The 18,202-nt window shown below is 62.3% G+C and carries 15 protein-coding genes; 3 read left to right on the top strand and 12 right to left on the bottom strand.

Features of this window, described 5'->3' with window-relative positions; all coding sequences use genetic code 11:
* Window positions 1–321: 321 nt before the first annotated feature.
* Window positions 322–1,056, top strand: coding sequence for a transcriptional repressor LexA (gene lexA / locus NKI58_RS22960; RefSeq protein ID WP_023674949.1), 735 nt, complete (start codon window positions 322–324; stop codon window positions 1,054–1,056).
* Here lexA and NKI58_RS22955 read toward each other — a convergent pair.
* Entirely contained in the window at window positions 1,050–3,515 is a 2,466-nt protein-coding gene (locus tag NKI58_RS22955; RefSeq protein ID WP_352785205.1) for a ComEC/Rec2 family competence protein, read from the bottom strand. The genes lexA and NKI58_RS22955 overlap by 7 nt on opposite strands.
* Before the next feature lie 96 nt (window positions 3,516–3,611).
* Here NKI58_RS22955 and gltX point away from each other — a divergent pair, with 96 nt between their 5' ends.
* Both gltX and gltA read left to right on the top strand, forming a co-directional pair.
* The gene (gltX, locus tag NKI58_RS22950; RefSeq protein WP_352785208.1) at window positions 3,612–5,033 is read left to right on the top strand and encodes a glutamate--tRNA ligase; all 1,422 of its coding nucleotides are present in this window, start codon (window positions 3,612–3,614) and stop codon (window positions 5,031–5,033) included.
* A 179-nt stretch (window positions 5,034–5,212) separates the two neighbouring features.
* Window positions 5,213–6,541, top strand: a complete 1,329-nt coding sequence (gene gltA, locus NKI58_RS22945; protein WP_023674946.1) for a citrate synthase — start codon at window positions 5,213–5,215, stop codon at window positions 6,539–6,541.
* Window positions 6,542–6,640: 99 nt separating this feature from the next.
* Here the strand turns inward: gltA and lpxB are convergent, their stop codons facing one another.
* The 11 genes from lpxB to pyrH form a co-directional block, all read right to left on the bottom strand.
* Window positions 6,641–7,807: a lipid-A-disaccharide synthase gene (lpxB, locus tag NKI58_RS22940; protein ID WP_023674945.1), complete on the bottom strand. Its 1,167-nt coding sequence runs from the start codon at window positions 7,805–7,807 to the stop codon at window positions 6,641–6,643.
* Window positions 7,797–8,696, bottom strand: a complete 900-nt coding sequence (locus tag NKI58_RS22935; RefSeq protein ID WP_023674944.1) for an LpxI family protein — start codon at window positions 8,694–8,696, stop codon at window positions 7,797–7,799. Before NKI58_RS22935 ends, lpxB begins: the two co-directional genes overlap by 11 nt.
* A 6-nt stretch (window positions 8,697–8,702) precedes the next feature.
* Window positions 8,703–9,536, bottom strand: a complete 834-nt coding sequence (gene lpxA / locus NKI58_RS22930) for an acyl-ACP--UDP-N-acetylglucosamine O-acyltransferase (protein WP_023674943.1) — start codon at window positions 9,534–9,536, stop codon at window positions 8,703–8,705.
* Between the two features lie 13 nt (window positions 9,537–9,549).
* Window positions 9,550–10,014, bottom strand: coding sequence for a 3-hydroxyacyl-ACP dehydratase FabZ (gene fabZ, locus NKI58_RS22925; protein WP_023674942.1), 465 nt, complete (start codon window positions 10,012–10,014; stop codon window positions 9,550–9,552).
* The gene (gene lpxD, locus NKI58_RS22920) at window positions 10,007–11,065 is read right to left on the bottom strand and encodes a UDP-3-O-(3-hydroxymyristoyl)glucosamine N-acyltransferase (RefSeq protein ID WP_352448823.1); all 1,059 of its coding nucleotides are present in this window, start codon (window positions 11,063–11,065) and stop codon (window positions 10,007–10,009) included. The genes fabZ and lpxD overlap by 8 nt, the downstream gene beginning before the upstream one ends.
* 179 nt (window positions 11,066–11,244) lie before the next feature.
* Window positions 11,245–13,599 carry an outer membrane protein assembly factor BamA gene (gene bamA, locus NKI58_RS22915; protein ID WP_352785216.1) on the bottom strand — a complete coding sequence of 785 codons (2,355 nt, stop codon included), beginning with the start codon at window positions 13,597–13,599 and terminating at the stop codon, window positions 11,245–11,247.
* Window positions 13,600–13,816: 217 nt separating this feature from the next.
* Window positions 13,817–14,959, bottom strand: a complete 1,143-nt coding sequence (gene rseP, locus NKI58_RS22910; protein WP_023674938.1) for an RIP metalloprotease RseP — start codon at window positions 14,957–14,959, stop codon at window positions 13,817–13,819.
* A 104-nt stretch (window positions 14,960–15,063) separates the two neighbouring features.
* The gene (locus NKI58_RS22905) at window positions 15,064–15,897 is read right to left on the bottom strand and encodes a phosphatidate cytidylyltransferase (RefSeq protein WP_023674937.1); all 834 of its coding nucleotides are present in this window, start codon (window positions 15,895–15,897) and stop codon (window positions 15,064–15,066) included.
* A gap of 3 nt (window positions 15,898–15,900) precedes the next feature.
* The gene (locus NKI58_RS22900) at window positions 15,901–16,623 is read right to left on the bottom strand and encodes an isoprenyl transferase (protein WP_023674936.1); all 723 of its coding nucleotides are present in this window, start codon (window positions 16,621–16,623) and stop codon (window positions 15,901–15,903) included.
* Between the two features lie 32 nt (window positions 16,624–16,655).
* Window positions 16,656–17,210: a ribosome recycling factor gene (frr, locus tag NKI58_RS22895; protein ID WP_084640965.1), complete on the bottom strand. Its 555-nt coding sequence runs from the start codon at window positions 17,208–17,210 to the stop codon at window positions 16,656–16,658.
* Between the two features lie 91 nt (window positions 17,211–17,301).
* On the bottom strand, window positions 17,302–18,024 hold the full coding sequence (gene pyrH, locus NKI58_RS22890) for a UMP kinase (RefSeq protein ID WP_352785221.1): 723 nt from the start codon (window positions 18,022–18,024) through the stop codon (window positions 17,302–17,304).
* Window positions 18,025–18,202 lie beyond the last annotated feature (178 nt).

The raw sequence follows: 18,202 nt of genomic DNA, 5'->3' as shown, positions 1-18,202 counted from the left end.
GAGTTAACCCGAGGTTGGCGTTTTGAGTTCGTTTCGTTCACGGTGCATTGACCGAACCGCGCAGTCGATACGGGTTCAATTCCGTGCCCTTTGCCGACCGACGGCCGATGTCAGTGCTGCCTTCTGGGAAGCCAGAAGGCGCAAACGAAAGCAGAATCAAGGGGATGACGCTCGCGACGGTGAAAATGCGGCATTCCGGTAGGGGCGTGGTTTGTTTCCCAAGCCTTAACGCATTCATTAAACTTTAAACAGTTGCGGAACACAACTGGAACAGATAGTGTTTGTTCTGGGTTTGTTTTTCTGATTCTGTTGGGGGTCGCTATGCTGACACGCAAACAACACGAACTGCTTATGTTCATCCACGAAAGGTTGAAGGAAAGCGGTATTCCGCCCTCCTTCGACGAGATGAAGGAGGCGCTCGACCTGGCTTCCAAATCGGGAATCCATCGGCTGATTACGGCGCTGGAGGAGCGCGGCTTCATTCGCCGTTTGCCCAACCGGGCCCGTGCGCTGGAGGTGCTGCGCCTGCCTGACTCGATCGCCCCCGGCCTCAATGCGGCACGCAAGTTCTCGCCGAGTGTCATCCAGGGTAGTCTTGGGCAAGGCGCCCCTCGGCAGGGCAAGCCGACATCGTCGCGCGTCCCTGCAGCCGGCAATGACGACGATGTCGTCGCCGCCGTTTCGATCCCGGTGATGGGCCGCATCGCCGCCGGTGTGCCGATCGACGCCATCCAGCACCAGACGCATTCGATTTCGGTGCCGCCGGATATGATCATGGGCGGCGAGCATTATGCGCTCGAGGTCAAAGGCGATTCGATGATCGAGGCCGGCATTTTCGACGGCGACACGGTGATCATCCGCAATGCCGATACGGCGAGCCCCGGTGAGATCGTGGTGGCACTGGTCGACGAGGAGGAAGCGACGCTGAAGCGGTTCCGCCGCAAGGGCGCCTCGATCGCCCTGGAAGCCGCCAATCCGGCCTACGAGACGCGCATCTTCGGACCAGACAGGGTCAAGGTGCAGGGCAAGCTCGTCGGACTGATCCGCCGCTACTGAGCTCCGCCCTTGGCGCCGGCTTTGGGGTTGTCGGCCCTGCGGTATGGCGGCAGGCCCCGTGCCGCGCGTGAAAATTTCCGCTGCACGTGCCAGGGCCGGTATGATTTTTCGACCGCGAAACGGATTTCGGCGCGCGTTGCCGCTTGTGGATCGAAGTAGACGGCGGCACTTCCCGCGCGCGCCAGTTGCCGTTTGGTGACGACGAGGACCAGCCGGTCGTGGTAGCAGGGGTTATGGGCGGTGGCGTCGTCGATGACGATCAAGCTGGCAAAGGCGCAGGCTGGCCGCGCAGTATCGCGGTCCTTGGCTTGCGCGATGATCGCGCCGGATGGATGCCTGGCAAGGCAGAGGCCGTCCGTGCAAATGAACGGCATGCCCGGCGGTAGGTCGGCCGGATCGGCAATGTCGAATTGCGGGTCGTTCTTTCCAGGTGTTTCCGGCGCGACGATAGCCTCTGATGTGAGCGCGCGTTTCCAGTTGTCGATGGTGAACTCATTCGGGCGTGCCCGGTTGACCGCGAGTTCACCGCTGCCGATCGGCAGCGCGACCAGCCGTGCGTCCTCCGAGACCAATACGTCGGGTATGCGTGTCTGCGTTGTCGTCAGCAAGCCGGCGAGCGCAAAAGGAAGTGCCGCCAGCCGCAACCAGGTCGTCGCCATGCTGGCAATGACGAGGGCGATCGTCACCAGAAGGACGGATCTCAGCGAAATCAGCCCGACCGCATCGATCGGCGAGCGCTCCGAGATCCACCCGGACAGGGCGATCATCGCCGTCAGCCCCTTGCCCATGACATAGAGGAAAGGGCCATCCGCACCGAACGGCATCGCCAGCGCGCTGAGAACGGCGAAGGGCATGACGACCAGTGAGACGATGGGCATGATGGCCAGATTGGCGAACAGGCTGAGCGGCGCCACGCGCTGGAAATGCCATATGGCGAAAAGCGCCGTGGCGCTCCCTGCAATGATCGAGGTCATCGCCAGACCGCACATGCCCAGCAGGACCTTTCGAGTGGCAAAGCGTAGCGGCGACAGCCGCGGCAGCGGCGTGGTGGCCCTGCCGGCGCGGTAATCGGACCAGCCTGCATAGGCGCCGACAAGGGCCGCCGTCGCGGCGAAGGACATCTGGAAACTCGGACCGACCACCTCGTGCGGCGACACCAGGATGACCGCGATGGCCGAGATCGCCAGGTTGCGCATGGTGAGCGCGGCCCGGTCGAACAGCACGGCGATAAGCATCACCGCCAGCATGATGAAGCTGCGTTCGGCCGCCACGACAATGCCGGAAAAGACGAGGTAGGCCGCAATCGAAAAAAGCGCGGCGGCCGCGGCATATTTCTTGACCGGCCGTCGCGATGAGAAATCGGGAAACAGCGCAAAGGCACCCCGCAGCAGCGCCATGATGGTGCCGGCGACCAACGCCATATGCAGCCCCGAGATGGAGATGATGTGGTAGATGCCGGTGCGCCGCATCGCTTCGTTGATCTCCTCGGGAATGCCGGCGCGCACGCCGACGATCAGCGCAGCAGCAATCTCGCCCTCGGCACCGCCGATGCGGCTGCGGATATGGTCGGCGATAGATTCGCGCGCGTCTTCGATCGCGGAAGAAAGCTGCGCGCCAAGCGGCATGCTGCCCGACGACACGACTTTCGGATTGCCGAGAAAAAAGCCGCTGCCGCCGATACCGGCGAAATAGCTGTCGAAGGAGAAATCATAGCTGTCGGGCCGCACCGGGCCGGTCGGCGGCAGCAGCCGCACATAGCCGGTGATCTCGGAACCGGCGGTCAGCTCAGCCGGTATCTTCATCGCCGAAACGCGGACCCGTTCCGGCATGTAGCGCAGTGTCGGCCTGGCGGTTGAGGTCACATCGATTGTCAGCCTGATGCGGCCGCTCGCCATGGGCTCGTACGATACGACGCGACCCGTCAGCCGCGTCGAGATTTCGGAACCGAGCATATGCGTTCCGACACGCCATGTCTCGAACTTGGCGGCAAGTACGCCAAGCGCGCAGAGCAGCGCCACCATGAAGCACAGGCGCGTCCTGGGCCATGACCGCGAGACGACGGCACAAAGGGCCGCGAGGAGCGCGATTGCGATCGGCTGTGGAAAGGCCGGCTCCACCGACAGCCCGAAATATACGACCACCCCGCATGCGAGGAACACCGGCACCAGCAGGAAGGCGATGCCGCGGTCGAGTTCCAGGCCGGCTGCCGAGGTTATGCTGTTGCGGATACGGGACGGTGACGGGAGGCGGAAACGCCTGGGCAGGCGTACGATGGGCTCGCCCGCGGGCACGAGAACCGTTGCTGGGTCGCTGGCCGGCAGCGACGGAGCATCGAAGCGCGGAGCGGGTAGCAATGCCGGTGCCGGCAGGACAGGCGGGGGTGCGGCAAACAGCAAGCGTTCGCTGACGCCGCTGCCAACGTCCTCGCCCTCGCCCGCACCACGGCCTCGCACAGCCATCGGGTCTGCCCCTTGCGCCCTCGACCTCCTATGCTACATGAACGCGCGACGCGCGAAAGTCCGCAAACCCACTTCCTTCGCCCGCCTGAGAGTTCCATGCCCGATAAGGTCGTCACCCGTTTTGCCCCCTCGCCCACCGGCTATCTGCACATTGGCGGCGCGCGCACGGCGCTGTTCAACTGGCTGTATGCCAAGCACACAGGCGGCACGATGCTGCTGCGCATCGAGGACACCGACCGCGAGCGCTCCACCGATGCGGCAAGCGCGGCCATTCTCGACGGGCTTTCCTGGCTTGGCCTGACATGGGACGGCGAGCCGGTGTCGCAATTCGAGCGTGCGCCGCGCCATCGCGAGGTGGCCGAGGAGCTCGTTCGTATGGGCAAGGCCTATTATTGTTATGCGACGCCTGCCGAACTAGAGGCAATGCGCGAGAGCGCACGCGCCAAGGGGCTGCCTCCCCGCTATGATGGACGCTGGCGCGACCGCGACCCGTCGGAGGCGCCGCCCGGCGCCAAGGGGGCGATCCGCATCAAGGCGCCGACAGACGGCGAGACGGTGGTGCATGACCGCGTCCAGGGCGACGTGCGCTTTCCCAACAAGGATCTCGACGATTTCATTATTCTGCGCTCGGACGGCAATCCCACCTACATGCATGCCGTCGTCGTCGACGATCACGACATGGGCATCACCCACATCATCCGCGGCGACGATCATTTGACCAACGCCGCACGCCAGACCGTAATCTATCAGGCCATGGGCTGGGAGGTGCCATCGATGTCGCATATCCCGCTGATCCACGGTGCCGACGGCGCCAAGCTGTCGAAGCGGCACGGTGCGCTTGGCGTCGAAGCCTATCGCGCCATGGGCTACCTGCCGGATGCGCTGCTCAACTATCTGGCGAGGCTTGGCTGGAGCCACGGCGACGATGAGATCATGTCGATCGCCGACATGATTGCATGGTTCGACATTGGCGACGTCAACAAGGGCGCCGCCCGTTTCGACTTCGCCAAGCTCGAGGCGCTTAACGGCGTGCATATGCGCCGGATGAACGACGCGGCGCTGCTCGACATCTTCGTCGCCACTCTGCCGTATCTTGAAGGCGGCCCGGCAATCGCCGCGCGCCTCGACGACAGACGCAGGGCGCAACTGCTTGCCGCTTTGCCGGGCCTGAAGGAGCGCGCCAAGACGCTGGTCGAACTTGTTGAAGGGGCTGCATTCCTTTTCGTCGAGCGGCCGCTGCCGGTCGACGAAAAGGCGGCGGCGCTGCTCAGCGGTGAGGCGCGCACGATCCTGCGGGGCGCTCATGCGGCACTAGCCACGGTTTCGGAGTGGTCTGCCGCCTCAGCCGAAGCCGCGATCCGCGACTATGCGCAGGCCGCCGGCCATAAACTCGGCGCCGTGGCCCAACCTTTGCGCGCCGCGCTCACCGGCAAAAGTACCTCGCCAGGTGTCTTTGATGTGCTTGCCGTGCTTGGCCGCGAGGAAAGCCTGGCGCGGATCGCTGATCAAATCGATTAGCAAACTGGCCCAAGAAGATTGGCATTGAAAGGTGTGTTTCGCAGTGCAACATTGGGTCTTGGCCTAATCTGCCGCGCAGATTCAATTGCGGGCGCAAATGTGCGTATTCCGATGCTTTTGACGTGTTGGGTTCAGATATTTTGCCTTTGCCGGCCTGAGGAAACAAAAAGGAGTTTGCTATGACCGAACCTGCGACAAAAATGGAATTTGGCGGCAAAACCCAGGCATCGACGGCCAAGCTGGAACTCGGCGGCAAAACCCATGAATTCAAGATACGAAGTGGTTCGGTAGGACCTGACGTCATCGACATCGGTTCGCTCTACAACACCGCCGGCGTCTTTACCTACGATCCCGGTTTTACGTCGACGGCGAGCTGCGAATCGGAAATCACCTTCATCGATGGCGATGCCGGCATTCTTTTGCACCGCGGCTACCCGATCGACCAATTGGCCGAGCACGGCGACTTCCTCGAAGTCTGCTATCTCTTGCTCTATGGTGAACTACCGACCAAGGCGCAGAAGGACGATTTCGACTACCGGGTGACGCGCCACACCATGGTGCATGAGCAGATGTCGCGCTTTTTCACCGGCTTCCGCCGTGATGCGCATCCGATGGCGGTGATGTGCGGCGTGGTCGGCGCGCTGTCGGCCTTCTATCACGATTCCACCGATATCTCGGACCCCTATCAACGCATGGTCGCGTCAATGCGGCTGATCGCCAAGATGCCGACGATCGCGGCGATGGCCTATAAATACCACATCGGCCAGCCATTCATTTACCCGAAGAACGAGCTGAATTTCGCAGCCAATTTCCTGCATATGTGCTTCGCCGTGCCTTGCGAGGAATACAAGATCAATCCGGTGCTGGCCCGCGCGATGGAGCGCATCTTCATCCTGCACGCCGATCACGAACAGAACGCCTCGACTTCGACCGTCCGCCTGGCCGGCTCGTCGGGCGCCAATCCTTTTGCCTGTATCGCTGCCGGCATCGCCTGCCTGTGGGGTCCCGCACATGGCGGCGCCAACGAGGCAGCCCTGAACATGCTGGGCGAGATCGGTCATGTCGATCACATCCCGGAATTCATTGCGCGCGCCAAGGATAAGAACGATCCGTTCCGATTGATGGGATTTGGCCACCGCGTTTACAAGAATTACGATCCGCGCGCCAAGATCATGCAGAAGACCGCGCACGAGGTCCTGGGCGAGCTCGGCATCAAGGACGATCCACTGCTCGACATCGCCATGGAGCTGGAAAGGATCGCACTGACCGATTCCTATTTCATCGAGAAGAAGCTCTATCCGAACGTCGATTTCTATTCCGGCATCACGCTGAAGGCGCTGGGCTTTCCCACCACCATGTTCACCGTGCTGTTCGCGGTCGCCCGCACCGTCGGCTGGATCGCGCAGTGGAAGGAGATGATCGAGGACCCGCACCAGAAGATCGGTCGCCCGCGCCAGCTCTATACCGGCGCGCCGGAACGGGACTACGTGCCAATCGCGAAGCGGTGAAGGTGGTGAATGGTGAATGGTGAATGGTGAATGGGAGTAGCGAAGCGTCGCTCCCTGTCCATAGAAACCACTATTCACAATTCACTATTCACAATTCACTCACTTCCTCACCATCCCCATCACCACACCCGCGGCTATCTCGCCTGACGGCTCGTCGGTTGCCATACGCCTGGCGATTTCGGCAAAACCGTCCTTCTGCCAGGTGCGGTAGGCGGTATCGGAGAACAGCGCTTCCAACTGCCGCGCCAGATAATGCGGCCGCACATATTGATTGTAGTGTTCCGGCACAACCGGCCGGTCGGCAATGAGATTGGGCAAGGCTGCGCTCCATACTTTGATCAGCGGCTGCGCCATGCGCATGACCGGATCGAGCCGGTAGCAGGAGATCATCGGCACACTCGCCAGTGCCAGTTCCAGCGATACTGTCCCCGATGCGATCAGCGCCGCATCGGCCTTGCCGAAGGCCTGCCATTTGCGTTCGGCATCGAGTATGATCTCCGGCTTCTCGTCCCAGCTCGCGACCGAGGTCCTGACCAGGTCGGCGACGTGCGGCACCGTCGGCAACAGCAGGCGCAAGCGGTGCCCGCGCGCCCGCAGGATCGACACCGTCTCGCCGAACGGCCCGACCATGCGTCGCACCTCACCACGACGCGAACCAGGCAGTACAAGCAACGTTTTGACGTGATCTGCGGACAGGTCACGCGGCTGCGCCTGCGCCCTGGCGGCACTGATTATGCCCGGATCGTGTGCAAGGCGATGCCCGACATAGGTGCCGGGCGGCCCGCCCAGGCGAGCGAGTTCCTTCACCTCGAACGGCAGGACGCAAAGAATGTGATCGACATATGGCTTCATCGCCGCCGCCCTGCCCGGCCGCCACGCCCACACGCTCGGGCAGACATAGTGGACGATCGGGATAGTCGGATCGGCGGCACGCACCTTCTTGGCGACGCGCAGCGAGAAATCCGGACTGTCGATGGTGATAAGGCAATCGGGCTTTTCACCGGCAATCGCGTTTGCCGTCTGGCCGATCCGCCGCATCAGGCGCGGCAGGTCGCGCAGGATGGCGCTAAGCCCCATCAGTGCGATCTCGCTGCCGTCGAACAATGGCGCCAGGCCGAGCGCCTGCAAATGGCGGCCGCCGATGCCGACAAGCCGAACTTCGCGCCCGGTCATGCGCTTGAGCGCCTGCACAAGGTCGGCGCCAAGTAGGTCGCCGGACTCCTCGCCGGCGACGACGGCTATCTTCAACGGCCGCTCATTCGCCATGCGCCGGCTCCGCAGGCAGGCCAATCACGAACAGGCCGAGCGCATTGGCACGTCCGATGGTGGCGGGACCTTCGAGCACCAGCGAGCGACCGGCTTCGACGGCAATGCCGGCCAGTCCGGCGGCATGCGCCGCCTCGACGGTCAGCGGGCCGATGGAGGGCAGATCGGCACGCAGTTCCTGACCGGGCTTGGCGCATTTGACCAGAACACCGCGGCTCCCGCCGGCCAGCCTGCCGTGCCCGCGCAACTCCCTTGTCCGCTCGAGCAGCCCGTCGGTGCCTTCGACGCCTTCCAACGCAATGGCGCGGCCGCCGACCGCAACAGCCGCTTGGCCGATATCCAGCGCGCCGATGGCTTTTGCCGCCGCGTGCGCCGCCTTGATGTCGCGCCAGTCGGATCTGCGTGGCGCCGCCTTGGTCAGCAGGCCTTCGGCGGCGACCAGCTCCGGCACGATCTCGTCAGCGCCGACGACCTTGATGCCGCTGCGCTCGATCCTGCGCACGAACAGTTTCAGCACCGTATCGTCCCCCCGGGTTACACCGACGAAGAGGCTGGGTAGCCACGCGAGCAGGCCCAAATTGAGGCGCATGGCGCTCAACCTGGGGCGGCGCGTGATATGACCCGCGGTTACGAGATGCGTAACGTGATGCCGCTTAAGGATCGGCAGCAGCGAGCCGACGTCTTCCAGCCTCAAGGTTGCCTGCTCATAGGGCTCGAAATCGGCTATGCGATCGACCTCGCCGGCCGCCATCACGACGAAGGGCAATTTGCCTTGCCGGGCGAGCGCTCGGGCAATTTCGACCGGGAGACTGCCGCCGCCGGCGATGATGCCGACCTTGGCATCTGGCGCGAGATCAAGGCCCTTTCCGGCAGCCTCAATCTTCGTCATCTGCCCTCAGTCTTCATCATCGGTATCGTCGCCGTCGCTACCCTTGAGCGACGGCACGGCGTAGTGCCGCTTGCCGCGACCGGCGATGAAGTCGACGATCTTCATGGCAGTCGGCGACGAGGCGAATTCCGCCTTGGCGAATTCGATGTTCTCGCCGACGGTCCGGGAGCGATCGAAGATCGTCTTGTAGGCTTTGCGCAGCAAGTGGATCTCCGAACGCGGCAGGCCGGCGCGCTTCAGGCCAATGATGTTGAGGCCGCGAAGGCTGGCACGGTTGCCAACGGCGATGGCGTAAGGAATGACGTCGCCGACGATCGCCGAGCAACCGCCGAGAAAGGCGTTATCGCCGATGCGGACAAACTGATGAACCGCGGTAAGGCCGCCGATGTAGACATTGTCACCGACTTCGCAATGCCCGCCTAACGTCGCTTGATTGGCGAAGGTGGCGTTCTTGCCGACCACGCAGTCATGGGCAATATGGGCATAGGCAAGGAAATTGCCGTTGTTGCCGATCGTCGTCTCGCCGCGGCTGGAATCGGTGCCGACATGCATGGTGACACCTTCGCGGATCGTGCAGTTCTCGCCGATCACCAGCGTGGTACGGCCGCCCTTGTGCTTGGTGTTCTGCGGCGGCCCGCCCAGTATCGCCATCGGATAGACCTTGGTCGATGCACCGATGGTGGTCGCGCCAATCACCGAGACATGGCTGACCAGTTCGACGCGGTCGCCGATCACGGTGTCGGGGCCGACGTGACAGAAGGGCCCGATGCGGGCGCCTTCGCCGATTTGGGCGCCTGCCTCGATGACCGAGGATGGATGGATGACTGTCTGGATTTTCATTAGCATTCGTTTGTCAGCCGCTTGCGACCATCATCGCCGATATCTCGGCTTCCGCCGCCTTGGCGCCATCGACGAGGGCCTCGCAAGCGAATTTGAGAAGATTGCCGCGTTTCTTGATTTTCTTCACATGAATTTTCAGCTGGTCGCCTGGAACGACCGGCTTGCGGAACTTGGCATTGTCGATGGTCAGGAAATAAACCAGCGACGGCTTTTCCGTACCAAGGCTGCGGATGCAGATGGCGCCGGCCGTCTGCGCCATCGCCTCGATGATCAGCACGCCGGGCATGACCGGCTGGTCGGGGAAATGACCTTGGAAATGCGGCTCGTTTATGGTGACGTTCTTGATGCCGATGGCGGATTCGTCGCCATCTATGTCGACAATACGGTCGATCATCAAGAACGGATAGCGGTGCGGCAGGAGCTTCATCAGCCGCATTATGTCAACCGCTTCGAGCGTCGCCGCTGCGATGTCAGCCATTTCCCCCCTCACCCTGTTTGCGCGTCCGTGCAAGTCTGCGCAAGGCCGCTATCTCGCGCATGGCTTCCGCCATCGGCTGCGCCGGATATCCTCCCCAAATCTCACCGGCAGGCACATTGCTCATAAACCCGCTTCTTGCCGCAAGCTTGGCCCCGGACCCGATGGTCAAATGATCCGCAAGGCCGACACCGCCACCCATGGTGACGTTGTCGCCTACCGTCACGGAACCGGAAATACCCGAAAGCCCGGCTATTATGCAATTGCGGCCGATGCGAACGTTGTGCGCGATCTGCACCAGATTGTCGATCTTGGTGCCCTGGCCGATGATCGTGTCGGACATGGCGCCGCGATCGACGGTCGTATTCGACCCGATCTCGACGTCGTCCTGGATGATGACGCGGCCGATCTGCGGAACCCGCTCCGGACCCTTGGCGCCGGCCACGAAACCGAAGCCATCCTGGCCGATCCTGGCACCGCCATGGATGATGACGCGATTGCCAATCAACGCATATTGCACGCTGGCACCTGGACCGACATAGCCGTCGCGGCCAATCTGCGAAGACGGACCGATGACCGCATGCGGGGCAATGACGGTCCCGCTGCCGATGGCAGCGCGAGGTCCGATGATCGCACCCGCTTCGATGATCGCGCCGGCCTCGACATGGGCGGTCGCATCGATATGGGCATGCGGCGAGATACCGGTTTCGCCGGTCATCGGTCCAGGCGTTGCAGCCGCCGGAAAAAGCAGACGCCCGACCATTGCGAAGGCCTGCTGCGGGCGCGGATGCACCAGCACCGCGATGCCCGCCGGCGCCTTGCCGGCAAATTCGGCAGGGCAGAGAACCGCCGCCGCCCGCAGTGACTGCATCAGGGCGAAATTGCGCCTGCCATCGACGAAGACAAGGGCGTTCTCGCCGCCTTCGTTGGCGGGCGCCAGAGCCTCGATCGATACATCGGAGAGACCGGAATCAACAAGCGTCGAGCCAGTCAGATTCGCGACTTCGCCGGCCGTATACCGGCGTGAGGGCGCGAAGAACACCGGATCGGTCATTCCAGAAGCAATATCCAGCTAGCGCATGACCCGAAAATCGGAAATCGACCCTCGGAAAGGATCATGCGCAAATCAAAGTGCTACACCGTCCTTTGCGCGTCCGATAGGACGCGCTGCGCTGTAGTGTCGGATCACTGCCATCCGGATCCAAACGAGCCGGAAGCATCATTGCCCGCACATCAGAAGCGGGTCGATATGCCGAAGTTGAATTCCTGCACGTCGTCGGTCTTTTCCTTCTTGACCGGGATCGCATAGTCGATGCGGATCGGGCCGAAAGGCGATGCCCACATCAAACCGACACCGACGGAAGCGCGCCATTCCATGCCGGTTGTCGAAGAATTGACAAGGCCACTTGCGATTTTGCTGCCGTAGAGCGTTGCCGCATCGGCGAACACAGCGCCACGCAAACCGAAGCTTTCGGGGATGACCGGCAGCGGGAACTGCGCTTCCGCCGAGGCATTGAAGTAGGTGGTGCCGCCGAGATGGTCATTGCTGTTGTCCGAAGCAACCGGGCCGATGCCGCCATATTCGAAACCGCGGATCATACGGTCGCTGCTCTGGAAATGGTCGAAGACGCGCAGATCGCCGTTGCCATAGCCTTGGACATGGCCGGCGCCGCCCGAAATGAGGCCCACCAGGTCCAATTGTTCGGACAGCGTCTGATAAATGCTGCCGCGCGCCGTGACCTTGATGAATTTGGCATCGCCGCCGAGGCCGGCCACTTCGGTGCCGACATTGGCATAAATGCCATCATGCGGGTTCTTCATGTCGTCGATCGTATTGTAGATCAGGCCGAGACTGACCGAAGACTTGAGCCATGGGCTCTCGTTAACGCCGTTTTGGATCGCCTGGGACACGTCGCAACCGGCCGATGGGTCGCAGCCCTCGTCGAACTCGTACTTCTCTTGCGCAATATTATAAGCGAGTTGCGTCGAGATATTGTCTGTGATCGGCAGGCCGAAGCGAACGGTCGCGCCTGTCGTGTCGCTGTCGTAATGGTCGTAGTTTCGGCTCTGTTTGTAGATGTCGAAGCCGGCCGCGATGCGGCGTCCGAGGAAATAGGGTTCGGTGAAAGAGAAGCTGTAGTCGCGCGAGTTCTTGCCACCGCCCGCCGCCACCTTGATGAATTGGCCTCGACCGAGGAAGTTGCGCTCACTGATGGAGCCTTCGACGGACGGACCTGACGTTTCACCGCCGCTCGAATAACCGGCGCCGACCGTGAACTCACCGGTCGATTTCTCGACCACATCCACCACCAGCACAACCTGGTCCGGCTCAGAACCCGGAACAGTGGAAATTTCGACTTTTTCAAAATAATCGAGCGCTTCCAGCCGCCTCTTCGCGCGCTGGATGAGCACCTGATTGAAAGCATCGCCTTCGCTGACATCGAACTCGCGGCGAATGACGTAGTCGCGCGTCCGATCGTTGCCGCGAATCTCGATGCGCTCGATATAGGCCTTGGTCCCCTGATCGACCGTATAGACGACCGAGATCGTGTGGTTCTCGAAGTTGCGGTCGCCGCGCGGCGTCACCTGGGCGAAGGCATAGCCGGATCCAGCGACCTTTTCGGTCAAGGCGATGATCGTGTCCTCGACGTTCTTGGCGTTGTAGACATCGCCCTTGTGGGTCTCGACCACCGATTCAAGCGACTTGGCGTCGACCTCGGGGATCGTGCTTTCGACGCTGACATCCCCGAACGTATAACGCTCGCCCTCCTGCACCGTGATGGTGACGGTGTATTTGTTGGTTGTGTCGTCGAGTTCGCCGACAGCCGCGACGACCTGGAAGTCGGCATAGCCGTGATTATAATAGAAGCGGCGCAGCAGCTCCTGGTCGGCGCGCAGCTTGTCCTCGTCATAAACATCGTCGCGCAGCACGAACGACAGGAAGGACGAGCGCTTGGTGGAGATGATGTCCGACAGACGGCGGCTCGAATAGGCGCTGTTGCCGACGAAATTGATCGCGGCGATCTGGGTGCGGCCGCCTTCGTTGATGTTGAAGACCACGTTTACCCGGTTGTCGCCGAGATCCATGATCTGGGTGGTCACGGCGGCATCGTCGCGGCCGATACGCCGGTATGCGGCCTTGACCGCCTCGACATCGGCATCGAGCTGCTGTTGCGAGAAGGTGCCGCGCGGCTTCAATTGCACCGCGGCCTCAAGCGCGTTGTCCTTGAGCTTCTTGTTGCCCTGGAACAGCACCTGGTTGACGACCTGGTATTCGGACACCTTGATGACCAGCGTCGATCCGACCTGGTTGATCTGCACATCCGAAAACAGCCCGGTGCCAAACAGCGCCTTGACCGCATCGTCGATATCCGAACTGGAAAACGCCTTGCCGGGCTTGATCGTCACGTAATTGCGGATGGTGTCCGCGTCGACACGCTGATTGCCGGTGACTTCGACTCTGGAGACGACAGCCGCCTCGGCGGCCGATGTGGCAACGAACTGCACTGCGAGCGCGGCTGGTACAACCAGAGCGGCGGACATAGCCACCGCGGACGCGGCGCTCAGAAACTTGGATGCTGCCTTCATCGGGCTTTTGTACCTTTTCTCGAAGTCCCCACGGCGAGAAAACCGGACGTGCGGTAATTTCCCCTACCGTATTAACCGGATTTTCCCTACACGCAAGGCTTCTGGTTAATTTGTATTTACTTAACCCTGCGGCGTGGCTTTCGCGTCACGCATATCCCCACGCATGGTAAACGGCGTCTCAACATTGCTCGTGCCGAAGCCAAATTCCTTCATGATTTCAGCACCCAAACAGATCGTTCCAGAAAACAAAGCCCATGAACCCGAGCACCAATATGAGGCCGCTTCGGTAAGCCATTTCCATCATGCGTTCGGACACCGGCCGCCGGATGACAGCCTCCACGCCGTAGAACAGAAGATGCCCTCCGTCGAGGGGGGGAATCGGCAAAAGGTTGAGAATCCCTATCCCGACTGACAGGAATGCAACAAGCTGCACGAGCCATTCAAAGCCGAGCTTTGCCGCCTGACCCGACATCTTGGCGATCTTGATGGGGCCGCCCAGCTGGCACTTGTCCTCGCGGCCGACAACGAAACGTTGCAGGAACTGGCCGGTACGCTGGATGACGTGTCCGGTTTCCTGGACCGCTGCCCCGACCGCCCCGGCCGGACTATAGGTGATCAGCCGTGGCTGGCCGAGTTCCTTGTTGTTGACGACGCCGATCACGGCCACCTGGACCTTATTGCCCAGTGCGTCTTGTTGTTCCATCAAGCGCGGCGTCGCCGTGACGGTGATTTCCTTGCCGGCGCGTAGCATGACGAAGGTGATGCTGTCGCCGGCGCGGCCAGAGACCAGACGCTGGACGTCGGCAAAGGTCTCGACCTTGCTGCCGTCGACGCTGACGAATCGGTCGCCGGGCATGATGCCGGCCGCGGCGGCCGGACTGCCGACGGTGACCTCAGCCACCATCGGCTCCAGCACGGGCCGGCCATGGACGGAAAACAGCACGGCAAAGACGGCGATCGTCAGCAGGAAGTTGAACAGCGGCCCCGCCACGACGGTCGCCGCCCGCTTCCAGATCGGCTGCGTGTGGAAGGCAACCTTGCGTTCTTCGTCGCTCAGCGCCTCGATCTCCTCCGAGCTGGGCTGGCTCGACGTCGCGTTCATGTCGCCGACGAACTTGACGTAGCCGCCGAGCGGTATGGCGCAAAGCTTCCAGCGCGTGCCGCGGCTATCGTTGAAGCCGATGATCTCTGGGCCGAAACCGATCGAAAAGGCTTTTGCGCCGATACCGCACCAACGCCCGACGAGGTAATGGCCCATTTCGTGGACAAAAACGACCACGGTCAGCACGAACAGGAAAGGCACCAGCGTGCCGAGGACAAAGCCCTCTGTGCTGAAAACCGCGTGAAAAATCTCGTTCAATTCATGCCCTCAAATTCATCCACGGCACAGATCACGCCGCGACTGTGACATCAATCCAGGCGAATCCATGACGCAGCCCCGCGTCGGCCCACCGACGATGCCGTTCAAACCGGAAACAGCCCCTGTGCCGGATGGTCGGCGGTCGCGGAAATCCAGCCGATGACGTATAGGGCGAAAGCCGCCGCGACAAGCCCATCTACCCGATCCATGATGCCGCCATGGCCGGGTATCAGCGTGCCGGAATCTTTACGGCCGTGGCGTCGCTTGACCCATGATTCGAACAGGTCGCCGGCCTGCGCGACAATCGAAAGCACCAGTGCGACCACGCCAAGCACGACGAGGTTGCCCGTTCCGGCTACGGCGGCCAGAAGCAGCCCGGCCACTACGCCGCCGACCACCCCACCGAGCGCCCCGCTCCGCGTCTTGCCCGGCGAGATCGACGGCGCCAGCCTTGGACCACCGATGGAGCGGCCGACGAAATAGGCAAAGATATCGGTCGCCCAAACCACGGCGAATAGGAACAGAATGGCCAGCAGCCCTGAATGGTCGCCGTCACGCAAGAAGGCCAGCGACAAGCCGGACACGGCCGCATAGGCAAGGCCGGATGCTTCCCACGGTCCTGCCCTGCGCATGGAAGAAGCGACGGCAGTGACAGCAACCAGAGCCGCGACGAGCGGCAGCAGCAAAGACGCAGGCAGGCCGGCGACGAGGGCACCAATAAAGACCACGATCAGCGCCTCGGGCAGAAAGCCGAGACCTGCCGTAGCACCAGCACCTGCCGGGGCAACGGGGCGGCTCATCCGCGTCCACTCGTAGAAGATGACCGCCGCCGTGGCAGCGCAAAGCAACCGGAAGGACAGTCCGCCGAGCCAGGTCAGGGCAAGCGTGACGATGGCAAGCACGACGGCCGAAATGACCCGGAGTTGGAGGTTGCTCATTCCTCAGCCTGAGGCGACATCTTGGGCGGCAAGTCCGCCGAAGCGGCGCTCGCGGCCGGCGAAATCGCGCAGTGCATCGGACAGGTGCTCGCGACTGAAGTCGGGCCAGTAGCAAGGCAGGAAAACGAGTTCGCTATAGGCGGCCTGCCATAACAGGAAGTTGGACAGCCGAAGCTCGCCGCTGGTGCGGATGACCAGTTCCGGGTCCGGAATGCCCTCTGTATCGAGCGAGCTGGCAAAGGAATCGGCCGTGATCGCCTCGCTCTCGATCTCACCGCGCGCCACCGCCGCTGCGAGCTTGCGCGCGGTGCGCACGATCTCGTCGCGCCCGCCGTAATTGAAGGCAATGACCAGTGTCAGCGCCTCGTTGCTGAGAGTGAGCGTTTCGGCTTCCTCGAGCAGCCCCCTTATGTCGGGCTGCAGCCCTGCCCTGTCACCGATGACCCTGATCCGCACCCCACTCTGGTGCAGCTCGGCAAGGTCACGTCGGATGAAAAGCTTCAGCAGGCCCATGAGGTCGCTGACTTCGGATTTCGGCCGTGACCAGTTTTCCGACGAAAAAGCGTAGACGGTCAGGAAGGAGATGCCTAGGCCGGGGGCGGCGCGCACTGTCTTGCGCAGCGCCTCAACGCCGGCGCGGTGACCGGCCAGCCGCGGCAAGCCGCGCGCCTTGGCCCAGCGTCCGTTTCCGTCCATGATGATCGCGACATGCGCGGGCGTTGCCATATTCTCGCTTCCGGGCCAGGCGTGGCCAGACCCTAGACCTGCATGATTTCCGCTTCCTTGTCGGAAAGCAGGTGGTCGATGGTGCTGATTGTCTCGTCGGTCAGTTTCTGAACCTGGTCGGCCCGTTTGCGATGGTCGTCCTCACTGATGTCGCCGTCCTTTTCCGCCTTTTTCAGAAAGTCCATGCCGTCCCGGCGAACGTGGCGTGCGGCGACGCGGGCATTCTCGGCATAACCGTGCGAGATCTTGACCAGCTCCTTGCGGCGCTGTTCGTTGAGCTCGGGCAGCGGAATCCTGAGATTGGTACCGTCGACGATAGGATTGAAGCCGAGATTGGCTTCACGGATGGCGCGGTCGACTGCGCTGACCATCGACTTGTCCCAGACCGAAACCGAAATCATGCGCGGTTCCGGCACCGACACTGTTGCCACCTGGTTGATCGGCATGGTGGTGCCATAGGCCTGCACCTGGACGGCATCGAGCAGGTTGCTCGACGCGCGGCCGGTGCGCAGCGAAGCCAGATCATGCTTGAACGCGGCGATCGCCCCGTCCATGCGCCGTTTGAGATCGTCGTACTCGCCACTCATCATCGTCTCCTCGACCCGTTAACCCGGGTTCACTGCTTAGGCCCTGTTCGAGCCTCATCCGCAACCGGTCCCTTTCGGGTTCATGGTCCGGTCAATCGTCTGCGACAACCGTGCAACGGCCGCCGCCCCTCAGGATATCGCCGAAGCCACCCTTCTCGTGGATCGAATAGACGATTATCGGAATGTTGTTTTCGCGCGCAAGTGCAATCGCCGCCGTATCCATGATCGAAAGCCCGCGTTTGATGACTTCGTCATGGCTGATCCGCTCGAAACGTGTCGCATGCGGGTCCTTCTTGGGATCAGCCGAATAGACACCATCGACCTGGGTGCCCTTGAACAGAGCATCGGCGCCGATCTCGGCGGCGCGAAGGGCCGCAGCCGAATCGGTGGTGAAGAACGGATTGCCGGTGCCGCCGGCGAAGATGACGACCTTGCCCTGGTTCATGTAGGCGGTCGCCTGACGCTGCGAAAAACTTTCGCAAAGCTCGGGCATGGCGATCGCCGACAGCACCACGGCGTCGACGCCGATCTTGTTGAGCGAGGTGCGCAGCGCCAGCGAATTGATAACCGTGGCAAGCATGCCCATATGGTCGCCGGTGACGCGGTCTCCGCCTTTTGACGCAACCGCGACGCCACGGAAGATGTTGCCGCCGCCTATGACGACACCGACTTCGATGCCCAATGCGCGGGCCTCGGCGAGGTCGGCGGCGATGCGGTCGACCACCGATACGTCGATGCCGAAATGCTGCTCGCCCATCAACGCTTCGCCCGACGCTTTCAGCAAGACACGTCGGTAGAGGGGCTTCACCGTCATCTGGTCCTCGTCATCGTGCGTGTGACGCGTTTCGGTGCGCCCCGAAACACTGGGCGTTCCGATACACGAAGGGCCCCGCCGGGTACCCCCGGCGCCCCCCCGCCAACGTTTAGACGAGGCACCGGGAAAGCGCCAGGGCGCCCCCCCAAAAATTCCCACGCGGGGCAGGACCCGCCGA

It is taken from the genome of Mesorhizobium sp. M0522 (assembly GCF_040321085.1).
Lineage (GTDB): Bacteria > Pseudomonadota > Alphaproteobacteria > Rhizobiales > Rhizobiaceae > Mesorhizobium.
The sequence above is the reverse complement of the archived record's forward strand: the minus strand, read 5'-3'. Positions and strand labels throughout refer to the sequence as shown.